21 protein-coding genes are annotated in these 23,749 nt (G+C 35.5%); 9 read left to right on the plus strand and 12 right to left on the minus strand.

Annotated features, from left to right (window positions below; genetic code table 11):
- Positions 1 to 22 precede the first annotated feature (22 nt).
- The 3 genes from CJ739_RS18610 to CJ739_RS18620 all read left to right on the plus strand — a co-directional run bounded on the left by CJ739_RS18610 (position 23) and on the right by CJ739_RS18620 (position 1,878).
- Positions 23 to 421, plus strand: a complete 399-nt coding sequence (locus tag CJ739_RS18610; protein WP_117178060.1) for a DUF8192 domain-containing protein — start codon at positions 23 to 25, stop codon at positions 419 to 421.
- A 189-nt stretch (positions 422 to 610) separates the two neighbouring features.
- A complete protein-coding gene (locus tag CJ739_RS18615) occupies positions 611 to 1,099 on the plus strand; it encodes a glycosyl-4,4'-diaponeurosporenoate acyltransferase CrtO family protein (RefSeq protein WP_117178062.1) in 489 nt (162 codons plus the stop codon).
- 248 nt (positions 1,100 to 1,347) lie between these two features.
- Entirely contained in the window at positions 1,348 to 1,878 is a 531-nt protein-coding gene (locus CJ739_RS18620) for a hypothetical protein (protein ID WP_117178064.1), read from the plus strand.
- A 253-nt stretch (positions 1,879 to 2,131) separates the two neighbouring features.
- Here the strand turns inward: CJ739_RS18620 and glyA are convergent, their stop codons facing one another.
- On the minus strand, positions 2,132 to 3,403 hold the full coding sequence (gene glyA, locus CJ739_RS18625) for a serine hydroxymethyltransferase (protein WP_117178066.1): 1,272 nt from the start codon (positions 3,401 to 3,403) through the stop codon (positions 2,132 to 2,134).
- Positions 3,404 to 3,603: 200 nt separating this feature from the next.
- Between glyA and fahA the strand changes: the two genes are divergently transcribed.
- On the plus strand, positions 3,604 to 4,887 hold the full coding sequence (gene fahA, locus CJ739_RS18635) for a fumarylacetoacetase (RefSeq protein ID WP_117178070.1): 1,284 nt from the start codon (positions 3,604 to 3,606) through the stop codon (positions 4,885 to 4,887).
- 382 nt (positions 4,888 to 5,269) lie between these two features.
- Complete coding sequence (locus CJ739_RS18640) at positions 5,270 to 6,448, plus strand: hypothetical protein (RefSeq protein WP_117179133.1); 1,179 nt, start codon at positions 5,270 to 5,272, stop codon at positions 6,446 to 6,448.
- A gap of 338 nt (positions 6,449 to 6,786) precedes the next feature.
- On the opposite strand, the gene CJ739_RS18645 is transcribed toward CJ739_RS18640, so the two are convergent.
- The 3 genes from CJ739_RS18645 to ytxJ all read right to left on the minus strand — a co-directional run bounded on the left by CJ739_RS18645 (position 6,787) and on the right by ytxJ (position 9,802).
- Positions 6,787 to 8,472 (minus strand): RluA family pseudouridine synthase, encoded by a 1,686-nt coding sequence (locus tag CJ739_RS18645; protein WP_117178072.1) that lies wholly within the window; start codon positions 8,470 to 8,472, stop codon positions 6,787 to 6,789.
- 364 nt (positions 8,473 to 8,836) lie between these two features.
- Entirely contained in the window at positions 8,837 to 9,247 is a 411-nt protein-coding gene (locus CJ739_RS18650) for a gamma-glutamylcyclotransferase family protein (RefSeq protein WP_117178074.1), read from the minus strand.
- A gap of 165 nt (positions 9,248 to 9,412) precedes the next feature.
- Positions 9,413 to 9,802: a bacillithiol system redox-active protein YtxJ gene (ytxJ, locus tag CJ739_RS18655; protein ID WP_117178076.1), complete on the minus strand. Its 390-nt coding sequence runs from the start codon at positions 9,800 to 9,802 to the stop codon at positions 9,413 to 9,415.
- A 196-nt stretch (positions 9,803 to 9,998) separates the two neighbouring features.
- Between ytxJ and clpB the strand changes: the two genes are divergently transcribed.
- The 4 genes from clpB to deoD all read left to right on the plus strand — a co-directional run bounded on the left by clpB (position 9,999) and on the right by deoD (position 15,425).
- Entirely contained in the window at positions 9,999 to 12,614 is a 2,616-nt protein-coding gene (clpB, locus tag CJ739_RS18660; protein WP_117178078.1) for an ATP-dependent chaperone ClpB, read from the plus strand.
- A 317-nt stretch (positions 12,615 to 12,931) separates the two neighbouring features.
- The gene (gene deoC, locus CJ739_RS18665; protein ID WP_117179135.1) at positions 12,932 to 13,678 is read left to right on the plus strand and encodes a deoxyribose-phosphate aldolase; all 747 of its coding nucleotides are present in this window, start codon (positions 12,932 to 12,934) and stop codon (positions 13,676 to 13,678) included.
- 309 nt (positions 13,679 to 13,987) lie between these two features.
- Positions 13,988 to 14,656, plus strand: coding sequence for a deoxyribose-phosphate aldolase (deoC, locus tag CJ739_RS18670; RefSeq protein WP_117178080.1), 669 nt, complete (start codon positions 13,988 to 13,990; stop codon positions 14,654 to 14,656).
- A gap of 70 nt (positions 14,657 to 14,726) precedes the next feature.
- Positions 14,727 to 15,425: a purine-nucleoside phosphorylase gene (gene deoD, locus CJ739_RS18675; RefSeq protein WP_117178082.1), complete on the plus strand. Its 699-nt coding sequence runs from the start codon at positions 14,727 to 14,729 to the stop codon at positions 15,423 to 15,425.
- Here deoD and CJ739_RS18680 read toward each other — a convergent pair.
- The 8 genes from CJ739_RS18680 to pfkA form a co-directional block, all read right to left on the minus strand.
- Positions 15,422 to 16,279 carry a 5-oxoprolinase subunit C family protein gene (locus tag CJ739_RS18680; protein WP_335645412.1) on the minus strand — a complete coding sequence of 286 codons (858 nt, stop codon included), beginning with the start codon at positions 16,277 to 16,279 and terminating at the stop codon, positions 15,422 to 15,424. The two genes, deoD and CJ739_RS18680, sit on opposite strands and share 4 nt — an antisense overlap.
- Entirely contained in the window at positions 16,260 to 16,991 is a 732-nt protein-coding gene (gene pxpB / locus CJ739_RS18685; RefSeq protein ID WP_117178086.1) for a 5-oxoprolinase subunit PxpB, read from the minus strand. The genes CJ739_RS18680 and pxpB overlap by 20 nt, the downstream gene beginning before the upstream one ends.
- Positions 16,992 to 16,996: 5 nt before the next feature.
- Positions 16,997 to 17,737 carry a 5-oxoprolinase subunit PxpA gene (gene pxpA, locus CJ739_RS18690; RefSeq protein ID WP_117178088.1) on the minus strand — a complete coding sequence of 247 codons (741 nt, stop codon included), beginning with the start codon at positions 17,735 to 17,737 and terminating at the stop codon, positions 16,997 to 16,999.
- A gap of 196 nt (positions 17,738 to 17,933) precedes the next feature.
- Positions 17,934 to 19,031: a DUF2891 domain-containing protein gene (locus CJ739_RS18695; protein WP_117178090.1), complete on the minus strand. Its 1,098-nt coding sequence runs from the start codon at positions 19,029 to 19,031 to the stop codon at positions 17,934 to 17,936.
- A gap of 268 nt (positions 19,032 to 19,299) precedes the next feature.
- Positions 19,300 to 20,523 carry an ATP-binding cassette domain-containing protein gene (locus CJ739_RS18700; protein ID WP_117178092.1) on the minus strand — a complete coding sequence of 408 codons (1,224 nt, stop codon included), beginning with the start codon at positions 20,521 to 20,523 and terminating at the stop codon, positions 19,300 to 19,302.
- Positions 20,524 to 20,675: 152 nt separating this feature from the next.
- Positions 20,676 to 21,536, minus strand: coding sequence for a BadF/BadG/BcrA/BcrD ATPase family protein (locus CJ739_RS18705; protein ID WP_117178095.1), 861 nt, complete (start codon positions 21,534 to 21,536; stop codon positions 20,676 to 20,678).
- A gap of 111 nt (positions 21,537 to 21,647) precedes the next feature.
- Positions 21,648 to 22,649, minus strand: coding sequence for a type I glyceraldehyde-3-phosphate dehydrogenase (gene gap, locus CJ739_RS18710; protein WP_117178097.1), 1,002 nt, complete (start codon positions 22,647 to 22,649; stop codon positions 21,648 to 21,650).
- Positions 22,650 to 22,666: 17 nt separating this feature from the next.
- Positions 22,667 to 23,653 carry a 6-phosphofructokinase gene (gene pfkA / locus CJ739_RS18715; RefSeq protein ID WP_117178099.1) on the minus strand — a complete coding sequence of 329 codons (987 nt, stop codon included), beginning with the start codon at positions 23,651 to 23,653 and terminating at the stop codon, positions 22,667 to 22,669.
- Positions 23,654 to 23,749 lie beyond the last annotated feature (96 nt).

The raw sequence follows: 23,749 nt of genomic DNA on the forward strand, positions 1-23,749 counted from the left end.
CTGCAAGCTGAAAACCGAACTTATGGAAAAAATTGGAACAATAATTTTACTACTGATTTCGGCAAATATCTTTGGCCAAAATCTATCTGGATGTGGTATTGATAATAATCCAAAACTAACTCAAACGGAATCTGAATATCTGAACGCATATCTGATCGAAAAACGAAACGGATTTGATTTTAAAAATAAAAAAGTGATTTTTATTACTGGAAATAGTGGAAATCAAATCGGAACGAAAAAAGAGTACTTTGATTATATAAAAAAGTGGAATAAAAAAAACTCAAAAGTAGCTACCGGAATTGAAATTCTGACCGATGAGCAAAAAATAGAATCTGACGGATACGATGTTATCGTGACTTATTGGGTTAAGGTTTTGACAAAAAAACGGAAAAGAAAAATATTGAACGAAATAAAAGCCTAGGTGGAGTCCGTGACTTCGTAGCAATATTAAAATATATAAGAAACTTCATTTTATACTGTTAATTGACGTAAGAAAAATTGATTATATTTATCAAAAACAGCAAAAAACTTACTATATACTTATTTATTTACGAGATATGAGTAATAAGTGTTGCTATATAATGAGTAAGCCACAATTTGAAAAAAATTTATGATTAAATATTTAACATTCGGAATATCTATATCTGTAATATCTTGGATAGTCGGAATGATATTGAATAGTATTCTCTTAAAAACTGAGTACTACAAAAAAATATCGAACCTCAATTTTATTGAGAGTAAAACCCTGAATAAAAATATTGGGATTGAATACTTTAAATGGATTATTAAAAATACCTTTTTCAAATTCTTTAATCAAAAAATAAAGTTAGAAAATAAAAAAACGGAGTTGACTGAAGTACGAAGAGAAATGACAATTGCTGAAATAAGCCATTTAATCGGATTTATTTTCGTGACTTTTATTGCTATATATAAGAGTGTTTCTCACAACTATTTATTTGGACTGACAATAATGGTTGTAAATATTTTAATGAATTTATATCCTTCACTATTACAGCAAGAAAACAAAAGACGAATTGACAAGCTGATTAAAAGACAAGTTAAAACTGTGGTTAATAACGATGGTTGCACAAGCCCATAATTTTATAAAGAACACGATATAAATGCACCCTTTTAAAGGTATTTGTTTTTTTATTAAATCCAAAGTAAAGGCGAAGTCTGTGACTTCGTAGCAATAAGAAACTACATGTGACGTTGCTAATCGATGTATAAAAAATTATTTATATTTATCAAAAACAATAAGAAACCTACTATATACTTACTTATTTACGGGATATGAGTAATAAATATTGTTATATAACGAGTTGACACACATTTGAGAAAAACATCATGGATATTGATTACCAAATAGAAAAGTTGAAAAAAATATCAATTCGTGGAAGATTTGCTTTCGGAATGAAATGTTTAGAGCAATATGCTATAGAAAATGAATTAAGCGACAAATGTATTAATAAAATTTTCGATAGTCTTTGGGAATTTACTTCCTCGGACGAATTGGATATTTGGGAAGAAAAAATAAGCGATATAAACCCAAAATATATTCTGAATATTAATCCAGAAAACATTGAAACGGAATTTCCAACTATTACGTTAGATGAATATTACGAAATAAAAGAATTTTATAAATCTTCTGACAAACACTTTGTTTCAATGGTAAGTGAGATAATAGAAATCGGAGTTGGAAACTTATATGGTGGCACTGATGATTATAGCAGTTGGACACTTAATCCAACGTTGGAACTTATTAAATTGGCGGAATTGAATTTAAAACAGATTCCAAAAATCGAGAATTTTGAATTCTCTAAATTTTCAGAAGATAATGGCTGGGGAAATAAGATTAATAGAAAATCTTTAGAATAAAACGCGTGGTAACACCATGTCCTAATTAATTGCTTGATTCTACCATATTTACGAAAATCCTCGCATACAAACTCACAGCTTTCAAGATCTACATAAAAAAAGCTCCTAATTCCCGTGTTAACGATTCCTCTTTCTTTCATATTTAAGAGTAAAACGTGTCTAAAAACAAAAATCCCGCATGAGCAGGATCTTTAATCTTTATAGAGAGACCTCACAGGTTTTAAAAACCTGTGAGGTCTTATTTATTATGTGCTTACACAAACAAAGGTCTGCCAGCCATCATTGCATTTGCTTTCACTTTTACAGCTTCTAAAACGGCTTCGTTTTCGTGATTGGCAATAACTTCATCAATAAGTTCTACTATTTCCAGCATATCGGCTTCTTTTAAACCCCTGGTGGTAACCGCTGCGGTACCAACACGAATGCCCGATGTTACAAATGGTGAACGGGTATCAAAAGGTACCATGTTTTTATTTACGGTAATATCTGCTTTTACCAAAGCTTGTTCTGCTTCTTTACCTGATACGTTTTTGTTACGTAAGTCTATAAGCATACAGTGGTTATCCGTACCTCCCGAAATAATGTTGTATCCTTTTTCAACCAATGCATTTGCCATAGTAGCAGCATTCGCTTTTACTTGTAATTGGTAATGTAAAAAATCATCGGTTAAAGCTTCACCAAAAGCAATGGCTTTAGCAGCAATAATATGCTCTAATGGGCCTCCTTGATTTCCTGGGAATACCGCAGAATCCAATAACGACGACATTTTGCGTAAACTACCATCTTTTAAAGTGATACCAAATGGGTTATCAAAATCTTGTCCCATCATAATCATCCCACCTCTTGGGCCTCTTAAAGTCTTATGGGTCGTAGTCGTTACAATATGGCAATGTGGCATCGGATCGTTTAAAATACCTTTGGCAATCAATCCTGCAGGATGCGAAATATCGGCCATCAAAATAGCACCAACGCTATCGGCAATGACTCTAAAACGTTTAAAATCGATGTCACGAGAGTATGCAGATGCACCAGCGATGATTAATTTTGGTTGCTCTTTAGTGGCTATTTCCTGAATTTTATCATAGTTTAAAACCCCTGTCTCCTGCTCTACACCATAAAATACAGGGTTATACAATTTACCGGAAAAGTTCACTGGAGAACCGTGTGTTAAATGACCACCATGTGACAAATCGAAACCTAAAATTTTGTCTCCCGGCGTTAAACACGCATGGTAAACCGCAGTGTTTGCTTGACTTCCAGAGTGCGGTTGTACATTAACGTATGCCGCATTAAACAAAGCTTTTGCTCTATCAATAGCTATTTGTTCTACTTCATCAACCACCTCACAACCGCCATAATAGCGTTTTCCTGGATAGCCTTCAGCATATTTATTGGTCAATACAGAGCCTGCTGCTTCCATAACTTGGTTGCTAACAAAATTCTCTGATGCAATAAGTTCTATACCATGTAGTTGGCGTTCTTTTTCAGCTTCAATTAGTTCAAAAATTTGTTCGTCGCGTTGCATAAAATTAATTTCTTGTTAAATATTCGGCAAAAATAGGAAATAGATTAGTTAAATACATCAAAAAACATATATTTACTTCTAAGTTTTCAACGGTTTTATTAACGGTTAAAAGAAATCTAATTTTTATGCGTTTTATTCTATTAAAATGAAAAAAATGTGTAGGTTTGAATTTAATTCCATAAATATTAAACTTTAAAGTTATGCCATTATCCGCTAACAATCCAGATAGAAAATCGTGGTTACACGTCGATAAAAATTCCGATTTTCCCATTCAGAACATTCCGTTTGGGGTGTTTTTAACCCGTGATGACATCATTACTATAGGAACCCGAATCGGAGACACCGCCATCGATTTGGGGGCGCTACACCAATTAGGGTATTTTGATGGCATTCCTTTAACCGATGATATTTTTCTTCAGGATACGTTGAATGATTTTATTGCCGATGGCCGCAAAACATGGCGTGCCGTTAGAAATCGCATTGCCGAAATTTTTGACAGCAACAACAAAACATTAAAGGATAACAAACGCCATAAAGAAATTGTCCTTTTCAGATTGGATGAAATTGAAATGCAATTGCCTGTGCAAATTGGAGATTATACCGATTTTTACTCAAGCTTAGAACATGCTACCAATGTAGGTTCTATGTTTAGAGATCCCGAAAATGCCTTATTACCAAATTGGTTGCATATCCCAATTGCGTACCACGGTCGAAGTTCATCTATCATTCCTTCGGGAATTCCGATTCACAGACCACAGGGGCAAACACTCCCTAACGGTACCGAACAGCCTGTATTCGGGCCCAGTAAATTGGTGGATTTTGAACTTGAAATGGCTTTTATCACCACCGTTGCCAACGATTTAGGAGAACCAATCCCTATAGAAGAAGCCGAAGAATACATTTTTGGTTTGGTGTTACTAAACGATTGGAGTGCCCGCGATATTCAAAAATGGGAATACGTACCGCTAGGCCCGTTTTTAGCAAAAAGCTTCGCATCGTCTATTTCACCATGGATTGTAACACTCGATGCTCTAGAACCCTACCGTGTTCAAGGTCCAAAGCCTATTAAACCACAACTGGAATACCTGCAATACAAAGGTAAAAAGAGTTTCGATATTAATTTAGAAGTTGCTATTCGCCCAAATGGCGCTAAAGAAACGGTTGTTAGCAAAACTAATTTCAAATATATGTATTGGAATATGGCACAACAACTAGCACACCATACCGTAAACGGATGCCCTGTAAATTCTGGCGATATGATGGGAAGTGGCACCATTTCTGGCCCTACGCCCGATTCTTATGGGTCGATGCTAGAGCTATCTTGGAAAGGTGAAAAACCACTTAAAATGAAAGACGGTAGCGAGCGTAGTTTTATTAATGACAACGATACCGTAATCATGCGTGGTTTTTGTGAAAAAGATGGAACCCGTATTGGTTTTGGTGAAATGTCTACCAAATTACTGCCTGTTTTCAAAAGAAAATAAACGTATTTACACCATTTGAGGATTTAAGTTTTGACTGTTTTCAAATAGTATATTTCTTTTTAGTACATGACAAAATTAGAAGAATGTCACATTGATTCTTTTGTAAGTTATGCTTTTATCTTCAAATAAAAGTATATTTTCATTTTCGATAATGCTCAAGATAAACTAAAGTCGAAATGCAATTAAAAACAATGTTTCCAATGTCTTCGACTGCGCTCAGACTGACATCTGAACATATTTGGATTTTTGCCATGTACTGAAATATTTCTTACTTATAATACATCACCAATCATTTTAACGGATTTATTAGCGTTTTATCTGTTGTTTTAGTATTTTGGCACTTTTATTGGAATACCACCCAAACAAACCAAATATAGAGACTATGATTAGAACATTACTTTCTGCATTACTAATCGCTTGCATCCTATCATGCAGCACCAGTAAACAAATTGAAAAATCCTTAAGTGCTGGGAACTACGACCAAGCTATTTACGATGCCATTGGTAAATTACGTACCAATAAGGATAAAAAAGGAAAAGCCGATTTTATTGCCATGCTTCAAGAGGCTTATAATAAAGCCAATGAACGTGATTTAACTACCATTAACTTTCTTAAAAAGGATAACAATCCTGAAAATTACCTGCGTATTTATGATATGTATGTGGGTTTAAACAAACGCCAGGAACTTATAAAACCGCTATTGCCGCTTGCTATTAATGGCAAAACAGTTAAATTTAATTTAACCGATTATTCCAGCGATATTATCAAGTTTAAAAACGATGCGTCTTTACAAATCTATAATAATGCATCGGCGCTTCTAAAATCCAATAACAAATTGGATGCGAGACAAGCATTCGGCATGTTTCAAGATATTGAAGATATGAATCCGAATTACAGAGATGTGCGTAACCTATTGGAAGTGGCGCACACTAAAGGCATTGATTTTGTATTGGTCGATATGGTTAACGACACCCGAAAAACCATCCCAACACGATTGGAAGACGATTTATTAAACTTTAGCACCTACGGACTTAACAACTTATGGACCGTTTACCACAACAACCCCGTTGATAAAGTGCGTTACGATTACAACATGCGTGTGAATTTAAGAGATATTAACTTATCGCCCGAACAAATTAAGGAACGCCAAATTATTAAAGAAAAGCAAGTTGTCGATGGAAAAAAAGATTTATTGGATAGCAATGGTAATAAAGTAAAAGACAGTCTTGGTAAAACCATACAGGTTGATAAAATGATAACCGTACGTTGCGAATACTACGAAAGCACCCAATTTAAATCGGCACAAGTAGCTGGAAACGTAGAATATATCGATATAAAAAACAAGCAATTGGTCGATGCATTTCCTATTAGTAGCGAATTTGTATTTCAACATGTCTTTGCAACCTCTCAAGGAGACAGACGTGCTTTAGAAACCACATTGTTGCCTTTTTTAAATAACCACCGTGTGCCCTTCCCTAGCGAAGAACAAATGATTTACGACACTGGCGAAGATTTAAAAGCACAACTCAAACAGATTATAAATTCTTATAATCCGAGATAATAAATTAAAAGCCTCTAATTGATTTAGAGGTTTTTTGTTTATTTACTTTACTTCCGTTTAAGCACTTAATCTGTTATTTTTCAATACAATATTGACGATTGGTTATTCTTGATTCGACAAATCGGATGCATCATCAATTCCTGAAAGGGTTTCCGTAAATGGATGTATCTAAATCTTTCTTTTAATTTTAAGCGTCGAGTCTTCAAATCTTGTGTTTTATTATCTAACACCCTTTGTTTCTATGCTCCAACGCACTAGATTGTATGAAAAATGCTCTCTAGTTCTTCGTTCATTGTGATATTACATAATATTATAAAAAGTTGCAACACATTAACATACTAAAAAGGTACCTCACAACTTACCGTAAGCCCTTCTTTAGTAATAGGATGCGTAAAACTTATGCGTTCAGCATGTAAATGAAGTCGGTTGGCTTTGGTACCGTAGAGGTCGTCTCCCACAATAGGTGTTTTCAATCCTTCGCTATGGGCGGCATGGACGCGTAACTGGTGGGTGCGCCCCGTAATGGGATAAAAATAAATGCGGGTTTTACCGTTTTCGGCAGCAATAACCTGATAGTTAGTGGTTGCTGGTTTGCCGTGGGCGTAACATACCAATTGTTGTGGGCGGTTATCTAAATCCACTCGGAGCGGTAGGTTTATAGTGCCTTCGGTGTTGGGCAAAACGCCATCTAATAAAGCCACATAACGCTTTTTTACGCTGCGTTCTATAAACTGTTTTTGCAAATGCTTGTAAACCCGTTGACTTTTGGCTACCAACAACAACCCCGAAGTTGACATATCCAACCGGTGCACCAACAAAGGACCTGTAGCATGGGGCAAGTACTGTTGCATTCTGCTTAATACCGACTCACTAATATTTTTTCCGGGTACCGATAAAAACTCATGGGGTTTGTTTACCAGTAGCAAATGGGCGTCTTCATAAACAATATCCAATGCTTGGTTAAAAATAATCTGGTCTTCAATGGGGTTATCATCAACCACCAAACCTTGCATCATATGACCCAAAATGGGTTCGCACTTGCTACGGCACGAAGGATAAAACTGTTGGTGTTTCCGTACTTCGGACTTTGGCGAGGCACCCCACCAAAACTCTGCCATGGCAATGGGCTGCAATTTGTTTTCGTAAGCATATTGAAACAGTTTGGGTGCGGCACATTCCCCCGAACCTGCAGGTGGTATGGGTGACGTGGTGTTTTTAAAAATAGCGAGTAAATCTTTGGTATCGCCGTTTGCATTTAAGAATTGATACTGCTCGTGGATGCGTTTTTGCAACGATGCCGATAAAGCAGCACGTTTGGTTTTCAACTCTTTAATGGGCTGCTTTAAGCTATTCAAATGTGACTCCGCTTCTTGTATGCGCTGTTCACCATCCTTTTTTAGATGTTTTAACCGGATTTGATAACCAATACTTTGCTGGTTTAAAGTTTCTATAAATTTCTCGTACACCTCTGGAGACATACTTTGTTTTCCCGCTTCACGCTGTTGGTTTCTGTTTTGCTTTTCAGCTTTAATTTCAGCTTTAAGCACATTTAACGCTTCCGTGAAAGCGATTTTACTATTTAAAACGTTTGTTTGTGCCATTTTAAATGCGGGAGCTTGTTCCAAAATCTCAATCTGTGTATTGATGGCATTTAATTGTGTTTCGCCCTTTTTATAAAAACCTGCTTCGTTTAAGGTGTTGTAAACTGTAGGCACAAACCCTTTAAGATGGTTGCTATCTGCCAATTTTCCGGAAAACGCTGCCAAATAACCCAATGTGCCCTCCGTATTTTTCACCACCATAACGCCAAACATTTTGCCTATTATGAGTCCGCTTTGGTTGGGATTCAACCCGAAGTTGTGTGTAAAATCGGTTTGGGTCTCTAAATAGTTTTGAAGCTGTTTTGCTGCCAAGACACTTAACGGATGTGGCTCGTAATAAAACGGAAAGGTGAATTTATCAGGTAAGTTAATGCCCAAATTATTTTCTAAAGGATGAAAAAATGATGTACGGAAATGAGACATAACTTAGTTAAAATGGCTGCAAAGAAACGAAATTATAAGGAATATGAGCTTTTAGATTCATGATAGAATTCCGAATAAAAACTGGAATCACTTGAACCAACCAACAGGCAAACTTCACTGTCAATGACGTTTTTTAAAATTAGGACTTCGACTGCGCTCAGTCTGACAGGGGGAACGATTTGTGATTAACGATTAGTGATTAACAATATAAAATATTCAATAGCCAATTCAACAGTTAAACAATTAAACGATTCAACGAATAAACAATATTGGCAATAGAACTTCGACAAGCTCTGTCTAACAAACTAAACATCTTTTATATGGCTTTTTAGGATAAAAACGATACTTCAAATTGACAAAACCTCTATAACGACAGATATTTTCCAGAGGAAATGTGTTTTAAATGCGTCGTTGACAAATTGTAGATGTACACCCAAGTTTTAATGATTTCCTGAGTGTCTAGATAGGCATCAATCAATGTGCGGTTGTATTCATTGGCATGTTCATCCGTATCGCCAATACCTTCATAATCATCTAAAACTTTAAATGTTTTTTCGGCATTTAAAATTTTAAAAACATGTCCGTAAACTTTCTCGTTTGGGTTATCACTTAAAACAGCACCTGGATACCATGAAATTTCATAGAGGTTCCCGTTAAAATAACCCGAACCCACAAACTCGGAATGCTGTTCTAAAAATTTGGACATGTCGCTCTCAAAGTCTTTTAATAGCGTGCCGTAAACAAACAAATACTCCGATTCCATTAATGAACTCATCTTGACTTTTTGTTTTTAACCGAAAATAAGATAAAATTTGTACTGATGAGGCGCTTTTTGAAAGGCATAGCAGAGCTAAGCGTAAAAAAAGAAACGAAATATGGACGGATTTTAGTCATTTTTTAGGAAATAGAAAAAGTCAAGATGAGTTCAACTATAAAATCATTAAATAAACGTGCTTAAATCTAAACTGTTAATCCCACCATGGCTATCATGCGCCACCACTACCCTATTTTTAATAACCAAAAGTTGAGGCGATTCATGCATAACCTGGAATGTACTTGCTATGTTGTTTGAAATCTCACGGTAATTCAATATATCCAAATAGTATAAATCGAGGTCCTTTTCGGTGACATTATAATCGGCTTCAAACTGTTTTATTACCATTCTACTAATACCACAACGGGTTGAATGCTTAAAAATAACTTGTGTTTTGGTTACCGATTTGCTTTCAATATCCTGTAATTGCCCCAATTCCGTTAAAGGAACCCATGGTAATACACTTGTTTCTTTTTCTTCGGACGAATTGCTAAATAATTTGTTAAATAATCCCATATTTTGTACTTTAAGGATGATAAGTCGTAATCATTTTGAAATCTTACAAACTGACTAAAAGTCACTGGAAAATTAGTCTTAATCTGACGTTTTGTCTTTAAAATCGCGCTGGTAAGATTATTGACTTAATCAGTTTGTAAAAGTAAAACAATAAAAATAGACTCCCTCCTTCGAGGGAGTGAAAAAATATACAAAGATGAACTTAAATAATTATACAATAAAATCGCAAGAGGCCATACAGCAAGCGCAACAAATTGCCCAAGGTTTCGGACATCAACAAATCGAGAACGAACACCTTTTTAAGGGCATTTTTGAAGTTGATGAAAATGTGCTCCCATTCATTTTAAAAAAATTGAATGTAAACATCAACATTCTTGAACAGGCTTTAAATAAACAATTAGAAAGTTTTTCTAAAGTAACCGGTAGTGAACTCATGCTTTCTCGCGAAGCAGGAAAAACACTTAATGAAGCCGCTATTATTGCTAAAAAAATGAAAGATGACTATGTTTCTGTAGAACATTTAATCATTGCTATTTTTAAATCGAACAGTAAAATAGCGCAAATGTTAAAAGACCAAGGTGTTACCGAAAAAGCCCTAACCGCCAGTATTGACGAACTAAGGCAAGGGGAACGGGTAACATCCCAAAGTCAGGAAGAAACATACAACTCCCTAAATAAATATGCTAAAAATTTAAATCAACTTGCAAAAGACGGCAAGTTAGACCCTGTAATTGGTCGCGATGAAGAAATTAGAAGAATCCTTCAAATACTATCACGTAGAACCAAAAACAATCCCATTTTAGTAGGTGAACCCGGTACAGGCAAAACCGCCATTGCCGAAGGGTTGGCACACCGAATTATTGATGGTGACATCCCCGAAAACCTAAAAAACAAACAAATTTTCGCCTTAGATATGGGCGCCTTAATAGCAGGTGCTAAATACAAAGGTGAGTTCGAAGAACGCTTAAAAGCCGTTATAAAAGAAGTAACCAGTAGCAATGGTGACATTGTGCTTTTTATTGACGAAATACATACCCTTGTTGGCGCTGGTGGTGGACAAGGCGCTATGGATGCTGCAAATATTTTAAAACCTGCTTTAGCAAGAGGTGAATTGCGTGCTATTGGTGCAACCACATTAGATGAGTATCAAAAATATTTTGAGAAAGACAAAGCCTTGGAGCGTCGTTTTCAAAAAGTAATGGTAGACGAACCAGATACCGAAAGCGCTATTTCGATACTTCGTGGTATTAAAGAAAAATATGAAACACACCACAAAGTACGTATTAAAGACGAGGCTATCATTGGTGCGGTAGAACTATCACAACGCTACATTACCAATCGTTTCTTACCAGATAAAGCCATCGATTTAATGGACGAGGCGGCTTCTAAATTGCGTATGGAAATCAATTCCAAACCCGAAGAATTGGATGTTTTAGACAGAAAAGTGATGCAACTGGAAATTGAAATTGAAGCTATTAAGCGTGAAAAAGACGAAAACAAATTAAAAATACTGCGTTCGGATTTAGCAAACATTAAAGAACAACGCAACGAAATAAACGCCAAGTGGAAAAGTGAAAAAGAGGCGGTCGAAAACGTTCAAAACACCAAGCAAGCCATCGAAAATTTCAAACTAGAGGCAGAAAGAGCCGAACGTGAAGGTGATTACGGTAAAGTAGCAGAATTACGTTATGGTAAAATAAAAGAAGCCCAAGAACAACTGGAAATACTTCAAACGGAATTACAGGCACAATCAGAGCATTCTCTTATAAAAGAAGAAGTAACTTATGATGATATTGCTGAAGTAGTCGCAAAATGGACCGGTATTCCCGTTACCAAAATGCTGCAAAGCGAACGTGAAAAGTTATTGAAATTAGAAGACGAACTACACAAACGGGTGATTGGTCAAGAAGAAGCTATTGAAGCGGTGAGTGATGCGGTTCGCAGAAGTCGTGCCGGGTTACAAAACCCTAAAAAACCCATAGGAACATTTCTGTTTTTAGGGACCACAGGAGTTGGTAAAACCGAATTAGCTAAAGCATTGGCAGAATATTTATTTGATGACGAAAACGCTATGACTCGTATAGACATGAGCGAATACCAAGAACGCCATGCCGTAAGCAGACTGGTTGGTGCGCCTCCTGGATATGTAGGTTATGATGAAGGCGGACAATTAACAGAAGCCGTGAGACGTAAACCATATTCCGTAGTGCTCTTAGATGAAATTGAAAAAGCACATCCTGACACCTTCAACATTCTATTGCAAGTACTGGATGAAGGTCATTTAACAGACAATAAAGGACGCGTTGCGGATTTTAAAAACACAATCATAGTTATGACCTCCAACATAGGGAGCCAGATCATACAAGAGCGTTTTGAAGCTACAAAAGATATTGACTCCGCTATTGAAACGGCAAAAATTGAAGTCTTAGGACTGCTGAAACAAAGTGTACGTCCCGAGTTTTTAAACAGGATTGACGATACCATTATGTTCACTCCTTTAACCAAAGACAACATAACAGCTATCGTTAAGCTACAATTAAAAAGCGTTTCAAAAATGATTGGACAACAAGGCATTACGTTTGATGCCACCCAAGAAGCTATTGAATATTTAGCAGATAAGGGATACAATCCGGAATATGGAGCACGTCCTGTAAAACGTGTGATCCAAAAAGACGTTTTAAACGCTTTAAGCAAAGAGATTTTAGCAGGTAAAGTAACAACAGACAGTATTATATTATTAGATGCTTTTAATGATAAATTAGTATTTAGAAACCAAAGTGATTTGGTAACCGAAAAAAATCAAAACAAATAATACCATTTAAGCGTTGAAATTACTGTAACAAAACAATTTAATAATAGTCTTATAATTGGTTGGTTAGCAAAAGCAACATGATTCTTTCAAAAGATGATTGTTGCTTTTTATTTTTACCTTCATTCAACAAATTTAGACAGTCACTTAATTTATCTGTCTTTACAATATTTTGATTTTAACTCAGTTAATAAGATGGTTAACAAAAATTATTTTGAAATCGATAAACGGCAGCTTAATATCGACCAAATTACGTAGTTTTGTATATTGTAAAGCCCCAAGCAATACAAAAAATTAATCCTAAAAACCTACTTATAGCCATGGATATACCCAAATATATTGACTATTCATTATTAAAAGCAACATCCTCCGAACGTGATGTTATAAACCTTTGCCACGAAGCTAAACTGAATAATTTTTACGCCATTTGCATCAACACCACTTATGTGGCATTAGCAAAACAACTTCTAGAAAACACAGATATAAAAGTATCTGCTGTTGTTGGTTTTCCACTAGGAGCCATGTCTACTGCCGCCAAGGTTTTTGAAGCAAAAAAAGCGATTGAAGACGGTGCCGATGAAATTGAAATGGTTATGAATTTAGGATATCTTAAAAGCAAAAATTACGTATCGGTTTTAAAAGATATTGTCGATGTAAAAATAGCCATAAAAAATACGCCTTTAAAGTTGATTTTAGAGATTTCCGAATTAAACAAAAACGAAATTATCAAAGCCTGTAATATCTGCTTAGATGCTAAGGTAGATGTTATTAAAACTTCCAGCGGCTTTTCAAAAGGAGGAGCTACGTTAACCGCTACAAAAATCATCAAAAAGACCATAAGAGATCGAGCCCAAATAATGGTTTCTGGTGGTATAGATGACTTTGATACAGCTATTAAATACCTAGAAGCTGGTGCCGATAGAATTGAAACCTCAACCAATATCAACAATATAAAAACACCCAGCAGCTCACTTCAAAATAGAAATGTAAAAGTCTATAGAAAATATTTGGAAGCTGCCCAAAAAGAAAGTGTTCTGGAAACCAATACAGCAAGCTACAATGGGTAATTGTTAAAAGCCCAGATACACACAACAGTCCTTCACATAAACTTGATATAGACAGTTTGATTGTAAATTCAAAACAATCAAATTGTCTATTTATAATTCCCAATGGCCAACTACTTCGGGGCAAGCCCACGGGACATATACAGGAAGAACATTCAAAATTCGAGGCAAGCCTCGGAGTATTCAAATCTCAATTATCGAGTAAATTCAAAGAATTGTTAATACCTTTGGCATACAAGCATGCCAATAAGTTTAAAATATGATATTTAACATATTTGGATAGGTCGATATGCCTTAAATTTGAACTACATCATGAAACACTTAAGTAGTTATATAGATCACACACTTTTAAAAGCAACAGCCACAAAAAGCGCTATTATACAGCTTTGTAACGAAGCAAAGCAATACCAATTCCATGCTGTCTGTGTCAATTCCTGTTATGTAACATTGGCCAAAAACCAACTAAAAAACAGCGAAGTAAGCGTGTGTTGCGTTGTTGGATTTCCTTTAGGCGCTATAAGTACCCAAGCCAAAGTAGCCGAGACAAAACAAGCTTTAAAGGATGGTGCAGATGAAATTGATATGGTATTGAACATTGGTTTACTAAAAAGCAAAGATTTTGATGCCGTTGGGAAAGATATCGAAGCGGTAAAAAAATGCATGCCACATCAAACTTTAAAAGTCATTTTAGAGACATGTTATCTTGAAGATCTCGAAATAATTAATGCCAGTAAATTGGCTGTACAGAGTGGCGCCGATTTTTTAAAAACCTCAACTGGTTTTGGAACCGGAGGAGCCACTTTTCACGACATAAATCTCATGAAAAGTGTCGCCAATGGAAACGTGAAAATTAAAGCCTCTGGAGGCATAAAAGACTATCAAACAGCATTGGAATATATTAATTTAGGTGTCGAACGCTTAGGAACCTCTTCTGGAATTGCCATAGTTACAGGAGAAACCTCAACAGAAAACAACTATTAACCAATGATTTCAAATCCAATACATTCCCTACTTTCAACTTTTTAACTTTTTAACTTTTCAACTTAAACCAATGAGCATACACATAGAAGCAAAAAAAGGCGATATTGCGGAAACCATCTTATTGCCAGGAGATCCATTACGAGCTAAATGGATTGCGGAAACGTTTTTTGAAAACCCTATTTGCTTCAACCAAATACGAGGCATGTTAGGCTACACAGGAACTTACAACAACAAACGTGTATCGGTTATGGGAACGGGCATGGGCGTACCTTCTATCTCAATTTATGCTCACGAACTTATAGCCGAATATGATGTAAAAAACTTAATTCGCGTTGGTAGCGCAGGTTCATACCAAAGCCATGTGAAAATTAGAGATATTGTATTGGCTATGGCGGCATCATCAAATTCCGGGGTAAATGAAATACGCTTTAGTGGTGCAGACTATGCGCCCACTGCCAATTTCGAACTATTTCAAAAAGCTGTTGAAGCTGCAAAATCTAAAAACATCGCTATTAAAGCTGGCAATGTTTTCACATCAGACGAGTTTTATGCTGATGATTTTGAATCCTATAAAAAATGGTCTAAGTTTGGAGTCCTTTGTGTTGAAATGGAGACTGCTGGCCTATATACGGTAGCGGCAAAACATCGTGTCAATGCGTTGAGTATTTTAACAATTTCAGATTCTTTGGTAACGGGTGAGCGAATTACTTCCAAAGAACGGGAAACCACCTTTAAGGACATGATTGAAGTAGCTCTGGAACTCGCCTAGACCCATTTAAAATGTATGGCACTTCCAGTAAACTTTTGAGCCAAAACACTAATAGCCGATTCTTTTAGCTGAAGCACTCTGGGATAACCGCCTGTTGTTTGGCAATCGCGCATTAAAATAATCAGTTTACCAGAAGGTGTTAATTGAACCGTTCCCGGCAGTACCGCCGATGTTATAATAGGCTCTAGATTGTTTTCCAAAGGTTCTGAAAGTTGATATGCCATGCGGCTATTATCTTTTGAAATGGTAAATTCATTTTGAAGCAAAAATGCTTGCTGATCCTTAGATAAGAAATCAAATTCAGGGCCTTTATAAACAGCTATATCTTTAGTTATAAAATGTTCGTTTTTTACTTTAATTAAAGCGTTTTTAGACTCTGTAAATAAATCATTTATAAGAATTTTCAATTCATTATTTTTAGAAAGTTTAAATCGCTCGGTAATGCCTTTATACATACTTCTGCTATCCATTACTTTTTCAGTTTTAAAACCACCCAAAACAGCTAAATAACTACGGAACCCTATATTCAATTTACCAAAAGATAACACGTCTCCTGCATTTACTTTTATAATTTTATTAAGATGGATAGGGTTATCGTTCAATTTGGGCGACATATCTGCACCTGAAATACAAATACATGTCTCTCTGTTAAATTGAAGTGTAGCACCCGTCATACTCATTTCAATAACCGCAGCGCTTTCCTCGTTACCTAAAACATGGTTAGCTAATGCTGCCGAATACGCATCCATAACTCCCGAATAGGGCACACCATACTGCTGAAAGCCCATACGCCCTAAATCTTGAATGCTTGAATATAACCCCGGGCTCAACACTTTAATCACGCCATACCTCACTTTCTAATTTATATACGCCAGCTTCTACTAAAGCCTTAATATCTTTGTATTCATTTAAAGAAATGGGTTCAAAAACAATCTTATCGCCTGCTTTTGCAAAACAGGGTTGCTCTAATTTCGGATTAAAAAAATCGATAGGCGAATTGCCTATAACATTCCAACCTCCAGGGCTCACCGTTGGGTAAACGCCCGTTTGGTTACCTCCAATAGCTACTGCGCCTTTTTCAATTTGCAACCTTGGAGTTGATTTTCTGGGAACATAGAGCGATTCTTCCAAACCACCCAAATATAAAAATCCGGGTAAAAAACCAATAAAATAAACGGTATAAACAGCTTGGGAATGTTGCTTAATAATGGTTTCTTTTGATAGTTTTTTTTCCAAAGAAATCGCCTCTAAATCAATCGCAAAAACAGCATCATAGCATACTGGGATTTTCCATAAAACTGACACACTGTCATCATGTGATTTTAACGATTTGTATAAAGTTTCAAGATGGTTTACCTCATTTTTGAAATTCCTACAAATAGAATCATAAATAATTAATAACGAGTTATATGCAAGCTTTAATTCAACAATAGATTTAATATTTTTTTTCTCTATAACCGTTTTAAACGCAATAATATCTTTTAGGATTGTTTCATCAATAACCGCTGGCCATTCCGCCAAAATAGAACGCTCACCAAACGGTTTATATGTAAGATTGAAGGCCATTAAATTTACAAGATTTTAATGCCTACCGTTTCCAAATTCATACGTAATTTTTTAAGTAATTCTTCCGCATGCAAATGATCGCCATGCACACAAAAAGTTTCTGCTTTTATAGCCGCTTCTGTTCCAGTAACTGTTTTTACTTTCCGTTTATCAATCATACGAAACACATGTTCAAACATCGCATCAGAATCATGAATAAGCGCATTATTTTCACTACGGGATACCAAGGTTAAGTCATCATTATAATTTCTATCGGCAAATGCTTCGTATGTAACAGGGATATTATTTTGAAGTGCCAAGGTTTCAATAACCGACTTATAAGGCACATAAAGTTTTACTGGTAGCGCTATACTTTTCATGACTTCAATAATGGTAGTCGCAATTTTAGTATCTTTAACCGCCATATTATACAAGGCGCCGTGAGGCTTCACATGATGCAATAGGGCGTTTTCTTCTTGCACAATGGTCATTAAATTACTTATTTGCTCTTTTAATGAGGTAAACAAGGCTACACAGGGCATATCCATTGGTTTTCTACCAAAATTTTTCACATCAGGAAAGGAAGGATGGGCTCCTATTTTAATGCGGTGCTGTTTTGCTAGTTCAACCACTTTACGCATGGTTTTACTGTTGCCTGCGTGTCCGCCACAAGCAATATTGCATGACGATACATAAGGCATTAATAGCGATTCGTTGCCAATGCCTTCTCCTACATCTACATTTATATCAACACTTTGGATTTGCACTAGTTGTGTTTTATATTGAACTCATCTTGACTTTCTATTTTCTAAAACCTGCCTGCCGGCAGGCAGGAATGGCTAAAATTCGTCCATATTTTATTTCTTTTTTTATGCTTAACTCTGCTATGCCTTTCAAAAAGTGCCTCATCTGTACAAATTTTATCTCATTTTCGGTTAAAAACAAAAAATTAAGATGAGTTCATTATTTAGAAACAGTGTTCAATGCATAAATAGCAAAACTACCCAGCCAATGTCCACCTTCGTAGCTATCTTCAAAAATACTAGGTAATGAATAATTAATATGCTGATTCGCCATATTTTTTAAGTGTTTATACTCTGGCAAGTTTTCCGCAATGGTATTTAAACACCAAGCTCGAGAAAAATTGACACCATCTAAATGCACCAAACTGCCATCATTTCTATCGGAAACCTTTCCAGTTTCTAATATAAAGCTTTTATTTTTCAATTGTGGTAAAAATTCATCTAACCATGGTTTAAACGTTTCTTTAGTCAGAATACGTTTCATTAACGCCGCTTCTTCTAAACATGGTGATAAAAAATCGGTACCACCAGGTTCCCAAGTAATTGGACAGTCTGTATCTGATAAATAAAAATCCTTTGCGCGTTGCTCGATGATTAATTTTAAAGCGGTGTTATTTATCGTACTAGCATAATCCCACGCAAAACTTAACCCGAATGCTGTATTTGGGTGCTCGCCTACCCGAATGGGGTAATTTAACTTGGGTAGAAACTCGATATATTTCCCAACAACCAAATCGGTTAAGGGCTGCAAATTACTTTCTAATTGTCTTGCTGTTTCACTATCCCAAGTATGCAATGCTTCAGCTAATTTTAATAACCACGCCCATCCATAGGTCCGCTCAAACGATTTGTTGTGATTGCCTAAAAAATAAGCTACTTCGGTTTGGATATTTTCTTTGGATATGTTTTGAAGCAAGCATTGCTCAATGGCTTTGGCGTTTTCTAGGTCTGGAAACTGTTTTAACAAACTTACCAGACTCCAATGCCCATGTACCGAGGAATGCCAATCGAAACAGCCGTAAAACGCCGGATGTAAGGTGTTAGGCGATTTCAAATCGGCAGCGCTTCCCAAGGTTTGTGATAATCGATTTGGATATTCGATATTTATACAATGCAAAGGTAATTGTGCCAACTTATTTGCTTGTTCTAAATTTAGAATGGGTATTGTTTCTTGTTTGATTTCTGGAATTGTAGATTGCTTTTGTGAATTGTTGCAACTGAAAATTAAAACAACTAATAAAAATGAATAGTATTTCATAAAAGAGTAAAAATTTTATTTCAAGTTCTAAAAACTAATACTCTAATGTATGCAAAAAATAATAGCTTCGATTGCCAAAACAAAAAGTCTTAACCAAATTAGTTAAAAGATCTTACTTATTATTATATTGAAATTATTAAGAATACAGATGATGAAGTAATTCATTTTACTAAAAAAGCTCGATAGCATGAACATCTTGCTCGTGCCATGACAACTACTACCTTCACGAGTGTGACGCTCGACATAGCAGTGTTCTAAAAACCCTAAGTTACTTAATTTGTTTTCCTATAGACCCCATTCCGCTAGGTCTTAATTCAAAAATAAAATCGGGGTTTAACCCAGCTTCTTTACGATGCGAGACGTACAAAATAGCGGTGTCGGTTTCTGTTGCTATTTTATTTATAAGTTCGGTAAACAGTTTTGCATCAAAATCGTCAAGTCCGTTTGTGGGCTCATCTAAAATAAGCAAAGGTGGGTGTTTTACCATGGCCCTGGCTATTAATACCAAGCGTTGATGTCCTCTTGATAATTCTAAAAAGTTTTGCTTTCTAATAGTATACATCTGCAAAACATGAAGCCATTGTTCTGTAATTTTTATCTGTTCATTAGTAGGTTCTTTATAAAGTCCAACCGAATCGAAAAAACCAGAAACTATCATGTTTGCTATAGAATCCAATCGTTTAAAACCACGTAACATTTCTGATGAAAAATAACCAATCTTTCTTTTGATATCCCAAACACTTTCACCACTCCCCTTTTTTATACCAAATAAGGTAATATCTTGCCCATAAGCTTTTGGGTTATCGCCAAAAATCATACTTAACATGGTACTTTTACCCGAACCATTAGCGCCCATTAATTGCCAAAATTCGCCTTGTTTAATTTCCCAAGAAATATCAGTAATAATAGGGCGTTCATTGTAAGTTACGGACACCTTGTTAAATTTCACTAACGGATTGATATGCTCTGAAATAGGACGGTATGGTTGCGGCAATCCTTCAACAAAAGTTATCGAATTGGTTGTTTTTGAAGATTCAATCTGATTGAATTCTACCAAAACACCGGCTTGTAACTTATAGGTTTTGTGTACAAAAGATAAAATATCTTCTTTTCTATTTGTAATTTGAACAATAGTTGTTTTATTACTTAACTTGGTAAACGTTTCTTTAATTACAGCTTGCTTTTCTACATCTAAATTGCCAAAAACATTGTCTGCAATAATATAATCGGGGTTTTGTAAAATAATATAATCCAACAGGGCTTTTTTGCGTTCGCCTTCAGATGACTGTAATAAGCTGTTTTTTGTTTCGGTAACAACATCAAAATGCCCATGAACAATCTCTTCTTCTATAAACTTATTTAAGGTTATTTCAGAAAAAAGTGCGTGGTTTAAGCCTTTTAAATCAACAAGAATGTCACCAGAAACAATGCGTTCTATAAGCAGAAGCTTATCGTCGTTATTGGATATATATATGGCTATGTGATTTTTCAAATGTTTAAATAGTTGTTTTAGAGTTCTAAACTAACAAATATAATTTAATGATAGTTTACAAAAAGACCTCACAGGTTTTAAAAACCTGTGAGGTCTTTTATAATTACTTGAAAAGCTTATTTACAACTAAAATTAATCTGTATAATATTTACTTATAAGTTTTTAATATGAAAGGCAACCAATCCCTCAATAGGTCTGCGTTCAAAATTACCTACCGTAAAGCCCATTTCCTGTGCAACGGCTTTAATTTCTTCTTGCGCAAAATAGGCTATAGAACCTGCAAAATGCACAGGAACGGTTTTTATTTCTTCTTTGTACTGCATGATCATATTGTTTACAAAACTGCGGATGCCTTTTTTTATAAGCTCTACAATGTACTGCGAATCTTTATTTAAAAACATAAACTCTGCAAAGTTTGCTAAATAGGCATTGGGGTTGGGCTGTTTGTAAATATTATATTTAATATAATCGGCTTCTAAATTGTATTTGCTAGCAAAAGATACTTTAATATCTTCTGGCATTTGATTAAAATAGTACTCCCTAATTAATTCTTTACCGTAATAATTTCCCGAGGCATCATCCATTAAAATATATCCTAAAGACTGTACGCGTTGGTGCAGTTGCTTACCATCAAAATAGCTACAATTGGAGCCTGTCCCTAAAATACAAACAACGGCAGCTTCTGTATCGTGGGTAATGGTGCCATAAACAGCAGCCATAGTATCTTCTTCAACTTTTATAACAGCGTTTATAAATACGCCTTTTAAAACATTATAAACGGCTTCTTTACCTCTGTCTGTGCCACAACCCGCACCATAAAAGAATACATGCGTAACTTCAAGTTTGTGCGCCTTTAAATCGGGGTGTTTTTTAATTATTTTCTTTAGCTTGTCTTCTTTTAAAATTTCGGGATTAAGACCTTTTGTGCGCAACTTTTCTATAAGTTGTTTACCATTACTATCTACAGCAATCCAATCACTTTTTGTAGAGCCGCTATCAACAATTAAAATCATGAGCTTTGTTTAAATGAAAAAACTCCACAGACTTTGTAGTAACACAATAAATCTGTGGAGTTCATAATTAATATATTATTTTCTTTAAGAACGCGTTTAAACTTCTTATAATTACACTTTACTGATGTGTTGTGCCAAATCAACTAACTTCGTTGAATAACCAAACTCATTGTCATACCAAGAGACTAATTTAAAGAAATTATCGTTAAGCGCAATACTTGCATCGGCATCAAAAATACTTGTCATAGATTCTGAAACAAAATCTTGAGATACTACTGCTTCTTCAGTGTAACCCAAGATACCTTTTAATTCGTTTTCTGAAGCTTTTTTCAATGCAGCTTTAACTTCTGCCCAAGAAGCAGCTTTTTCTGTTCTAACAGTTAAATCAACTACAGATACATCTGGAGTCGGAACTCTAAATGCCATACCAGTTAATTTACCGTTTAATTCTGGAATTACTTTACCTACGGCTTTTGCTGCACCTGTAGATGAAGGAATGATGTTTGCTAAAGCACTACGACCACCTCTCCAGTCTTTTCTTGAAGGTCCATCAACTGTTAATTGTGTTGCAGTTGTAGCGTGTACTGTTGTCATTAAACCTTCTACGATACCAAAGTTATCGTTAATAACTTTAGCTAAAGGCGCTAAACAGTTTGTAGTACAAGATGCATTAGATACAATCGTATGTTCTGCAGTTATTTTATCGTGGTTTACTCCCATTACAAACATAGGCGCATCAGCCGATGGTGCTGAAATTGCTACTTTTTTAGCTCCAGCAGTAATGTGTTTTTGCGCACCTTCTAAAGTTGTGAAGATACCTGTACAATCTAATACAACTTCTGCTCCAACGGCATCCCATTTTAAATCTTCTGGGTTACGTTCTGCAGTAATTCTAATTTCGTTTCCGTTTACTACTAAGTTTCCGTTTTTTACTTCAACGGTACCGTTAAAACGTCCATGAACTGAATCGTATTTTAATAAGTAAGCTAAATGCTCTACATCTAATAAATCGTTAATTCCAACAATTTCAATATCTGGTCTGTTTGCAGCTACTCTAAAAGCTATTCTACCTATTCTTCCAAACCCGTTAATTCCTAATTTTAATTTTGACATATTCTTGTTTATAAATGTTAAGTGCTCATAATGTCTGAGACACGCAATAATTCTAAATTTATTTTTGATTTCCCTTTTATGGCTTGTTCTAATGGTGTTAGTTCCATTTTACCGTTCATCAAACCAACCATATAATTGGTTTTTCCTTCTAATAAAGACTCAACGGCTTTAACCCCCATTCTGCTTGCCAAAACACGATCGAAACATGATGGTGCACCGCCACGTTGCATGTGCCCAAGCACCGATACACGTACGTCGTACCCTTCCATGTTTTCATCGACATAGTCTTTTAATTGAAAAATATTTTTTCCAATTTTATCACCTTCTGCAACAATTACAATGCTTGATGTTTTGCCAGATTTTCTACTTCTGTTTAAAGATTCTACCAATCTTTCCAACCCTAAATCTTCTTCTGGTATTAATATTTCTTCTGCACCTCCAGCAATACCTGCATTTAAAGCTATATGCCCTACATCGCGTCCCATAACTTCCACAAAGAATAGCCTGTTGTGTGAACTTGCTGTATCCCTGATTTTATCAATGGCATCTACAACGGTGTTTAAAGCGGTGTCGAAACCTAAAGTATGTGAGGTACCAACAATATCATTGTCTATAGTTCCGGGTATTCCCATTACAGGAAAGCCGAACTCATGGTTAAATATCATGGCTCCCGTAAATGTACCATCGCCACCTATGGTTACCAATCCATCTATTTCTGCTTCAATTAATTTATGGTAGGCTTTTTGTCTGCCTTCTATGGTCCTAAACTCTTTTGAACGTGCCGATTTTAAAAATGTACCGCCTTTGTTTATAATACCTTTGACGCTTCGCGCATTCATTTGTTCGAAATCGCCTTCTATTAAGCCTTCATAGCCACGGTAAACACCAAGACATTCTATATTATGATAAGCGCATGTTCTAACGACAGCACGAATGGCTGCATTCATTCCTGGAGAATCGCCTCCAGAAGTTAAAACTGCTATTTTTTTGATTGGTTTTGACATTAAATTTTAATTTTTCACAGGTAAAATTACTAAACAAAAATCATATATCTATAGCATTTATTCTATTTTAATGCTACATGCGAAACTATAACGTTT

Origin of the sequence: Mariniflexile sp. TRM1-10, assembly GCF_003425985.1 — a bacterium.
GTDB lineage: Bacteria > Bacteroidota > Bacteroidia > Flavobacteriales > Flavobacteriaceae > Mariniflexile.

Coding starts and splice junctions, on each gene's coding strand:
- CJ739_RS18645 (WP_117178072.1), bottom strand. CDS start 8,472: ATGTCTCATTTCCGTACATCATTTTTTCATCCTTTAGAAAATAATTTG.
- CJ739_RS18615 (WP_117178062.1), top strand. CDS start 611: ATGATTAAATATTTAACATTCGGAATATCTATATCTGTAATATCTTGG.
- pfkA (WP_117178099.1), bottom strand. CDS start 23,653: ATGTCAAAACCAATCAAAAAAATAGCAGTTTTAACTTCTGGAGGCGAT.
- ytxJ (WP_117178076.1), bottom strand. CDS start 9,802: ATGGGATTATTTAACAAATTATTTAGCAATTCGTCCGAAGAAAAAGAA.
- CJ739_RS18705 (WP_117178095.1), bottom strand. CDS start 21,536: ATGATTTTAATTGTTGATAGCGGCTCTACAAAAAGTGATTGGATTGCT.
- pxpB (WP_117178086.1), bottom strand. CDS start 16,991: ATGGCCTTCAATCTTACATATAAACCGTTTGGTGAGCGTTCTATTTTG.
- CJ739_RS18695 (WP_117178090.1), bottom strand. CDS start 19,031: ATGAAATACTATTCATTTTTATTAGTTGTTTTAATTTTCAGTTGCAAC.
- CJ739_RS18650 (WP_117178074.1), bottom strand. CDS start 9,247: ATGAGTTCATTAATGGAATCGGAGTATTTGTTTGTTTACGGCACGCTA.
- glyA (WP_117178066.1), bottom strand. CDS start 3,403: ATGCAACGCGACGAACAAATTTTTGAACTAATTGAAGCTGAAAAAGAA.
- CJ739_RS18620 (WP_117178064.1), top strand. CDS start 1,348: ATGGATATTGATTACCAAATAGAAAAGTTGAAAAAAATATCAATTCGT.
- fahA (WP_117178070.1), top strand. CDS start 3,604: ATGCCATTATCCGCTAACAATCCAGATAGAAAATCGTGGTTACACGTC.
- gap (WP_117178097.1), bottom strand. CDS start 22,649: ATGTCAAAATTAAAATTAGGAATTAACGGGTTTGGAAGAATAGGTAGA.
- deoD (WP_117178082.1), top strand. CDS start 14,727: ATGAGCATACACATAGAAGCAAAAAAAGGCGATATTGCGGAAACCATC.
- deoC (WP_117179135.1), top strand. CDS start 12,932: ATGGATATACCCAAATATATTGACTATTCATTATTAAAAGCAACATCC.
- CJ739_RS18610 (WP_117178060.1), top strand. CDS start 23: ATGGAAAAAATTGGAACAATAATTTTACTACTGATTTCGGCAAATATC.
- deoC (WP_117178080.1), top strand. CDS start 13,988: ATGAAACACTTAAGTAGTTATATAGATCACACACTTTTAAAAGCAACA.
- CJ739_RS18640 (WP_117179133.1), top strand. CDS start 5,270: ATGATTAGAACATTACTTTCTGCATTACTAATCGCTTGCATCCTATCA.
- clpB (WP_117178078.1), top strand. CDS start 9,999: ATGAACTTAAATAATTATACAATAAAATCGCAAGAGGCCATACAGCAA.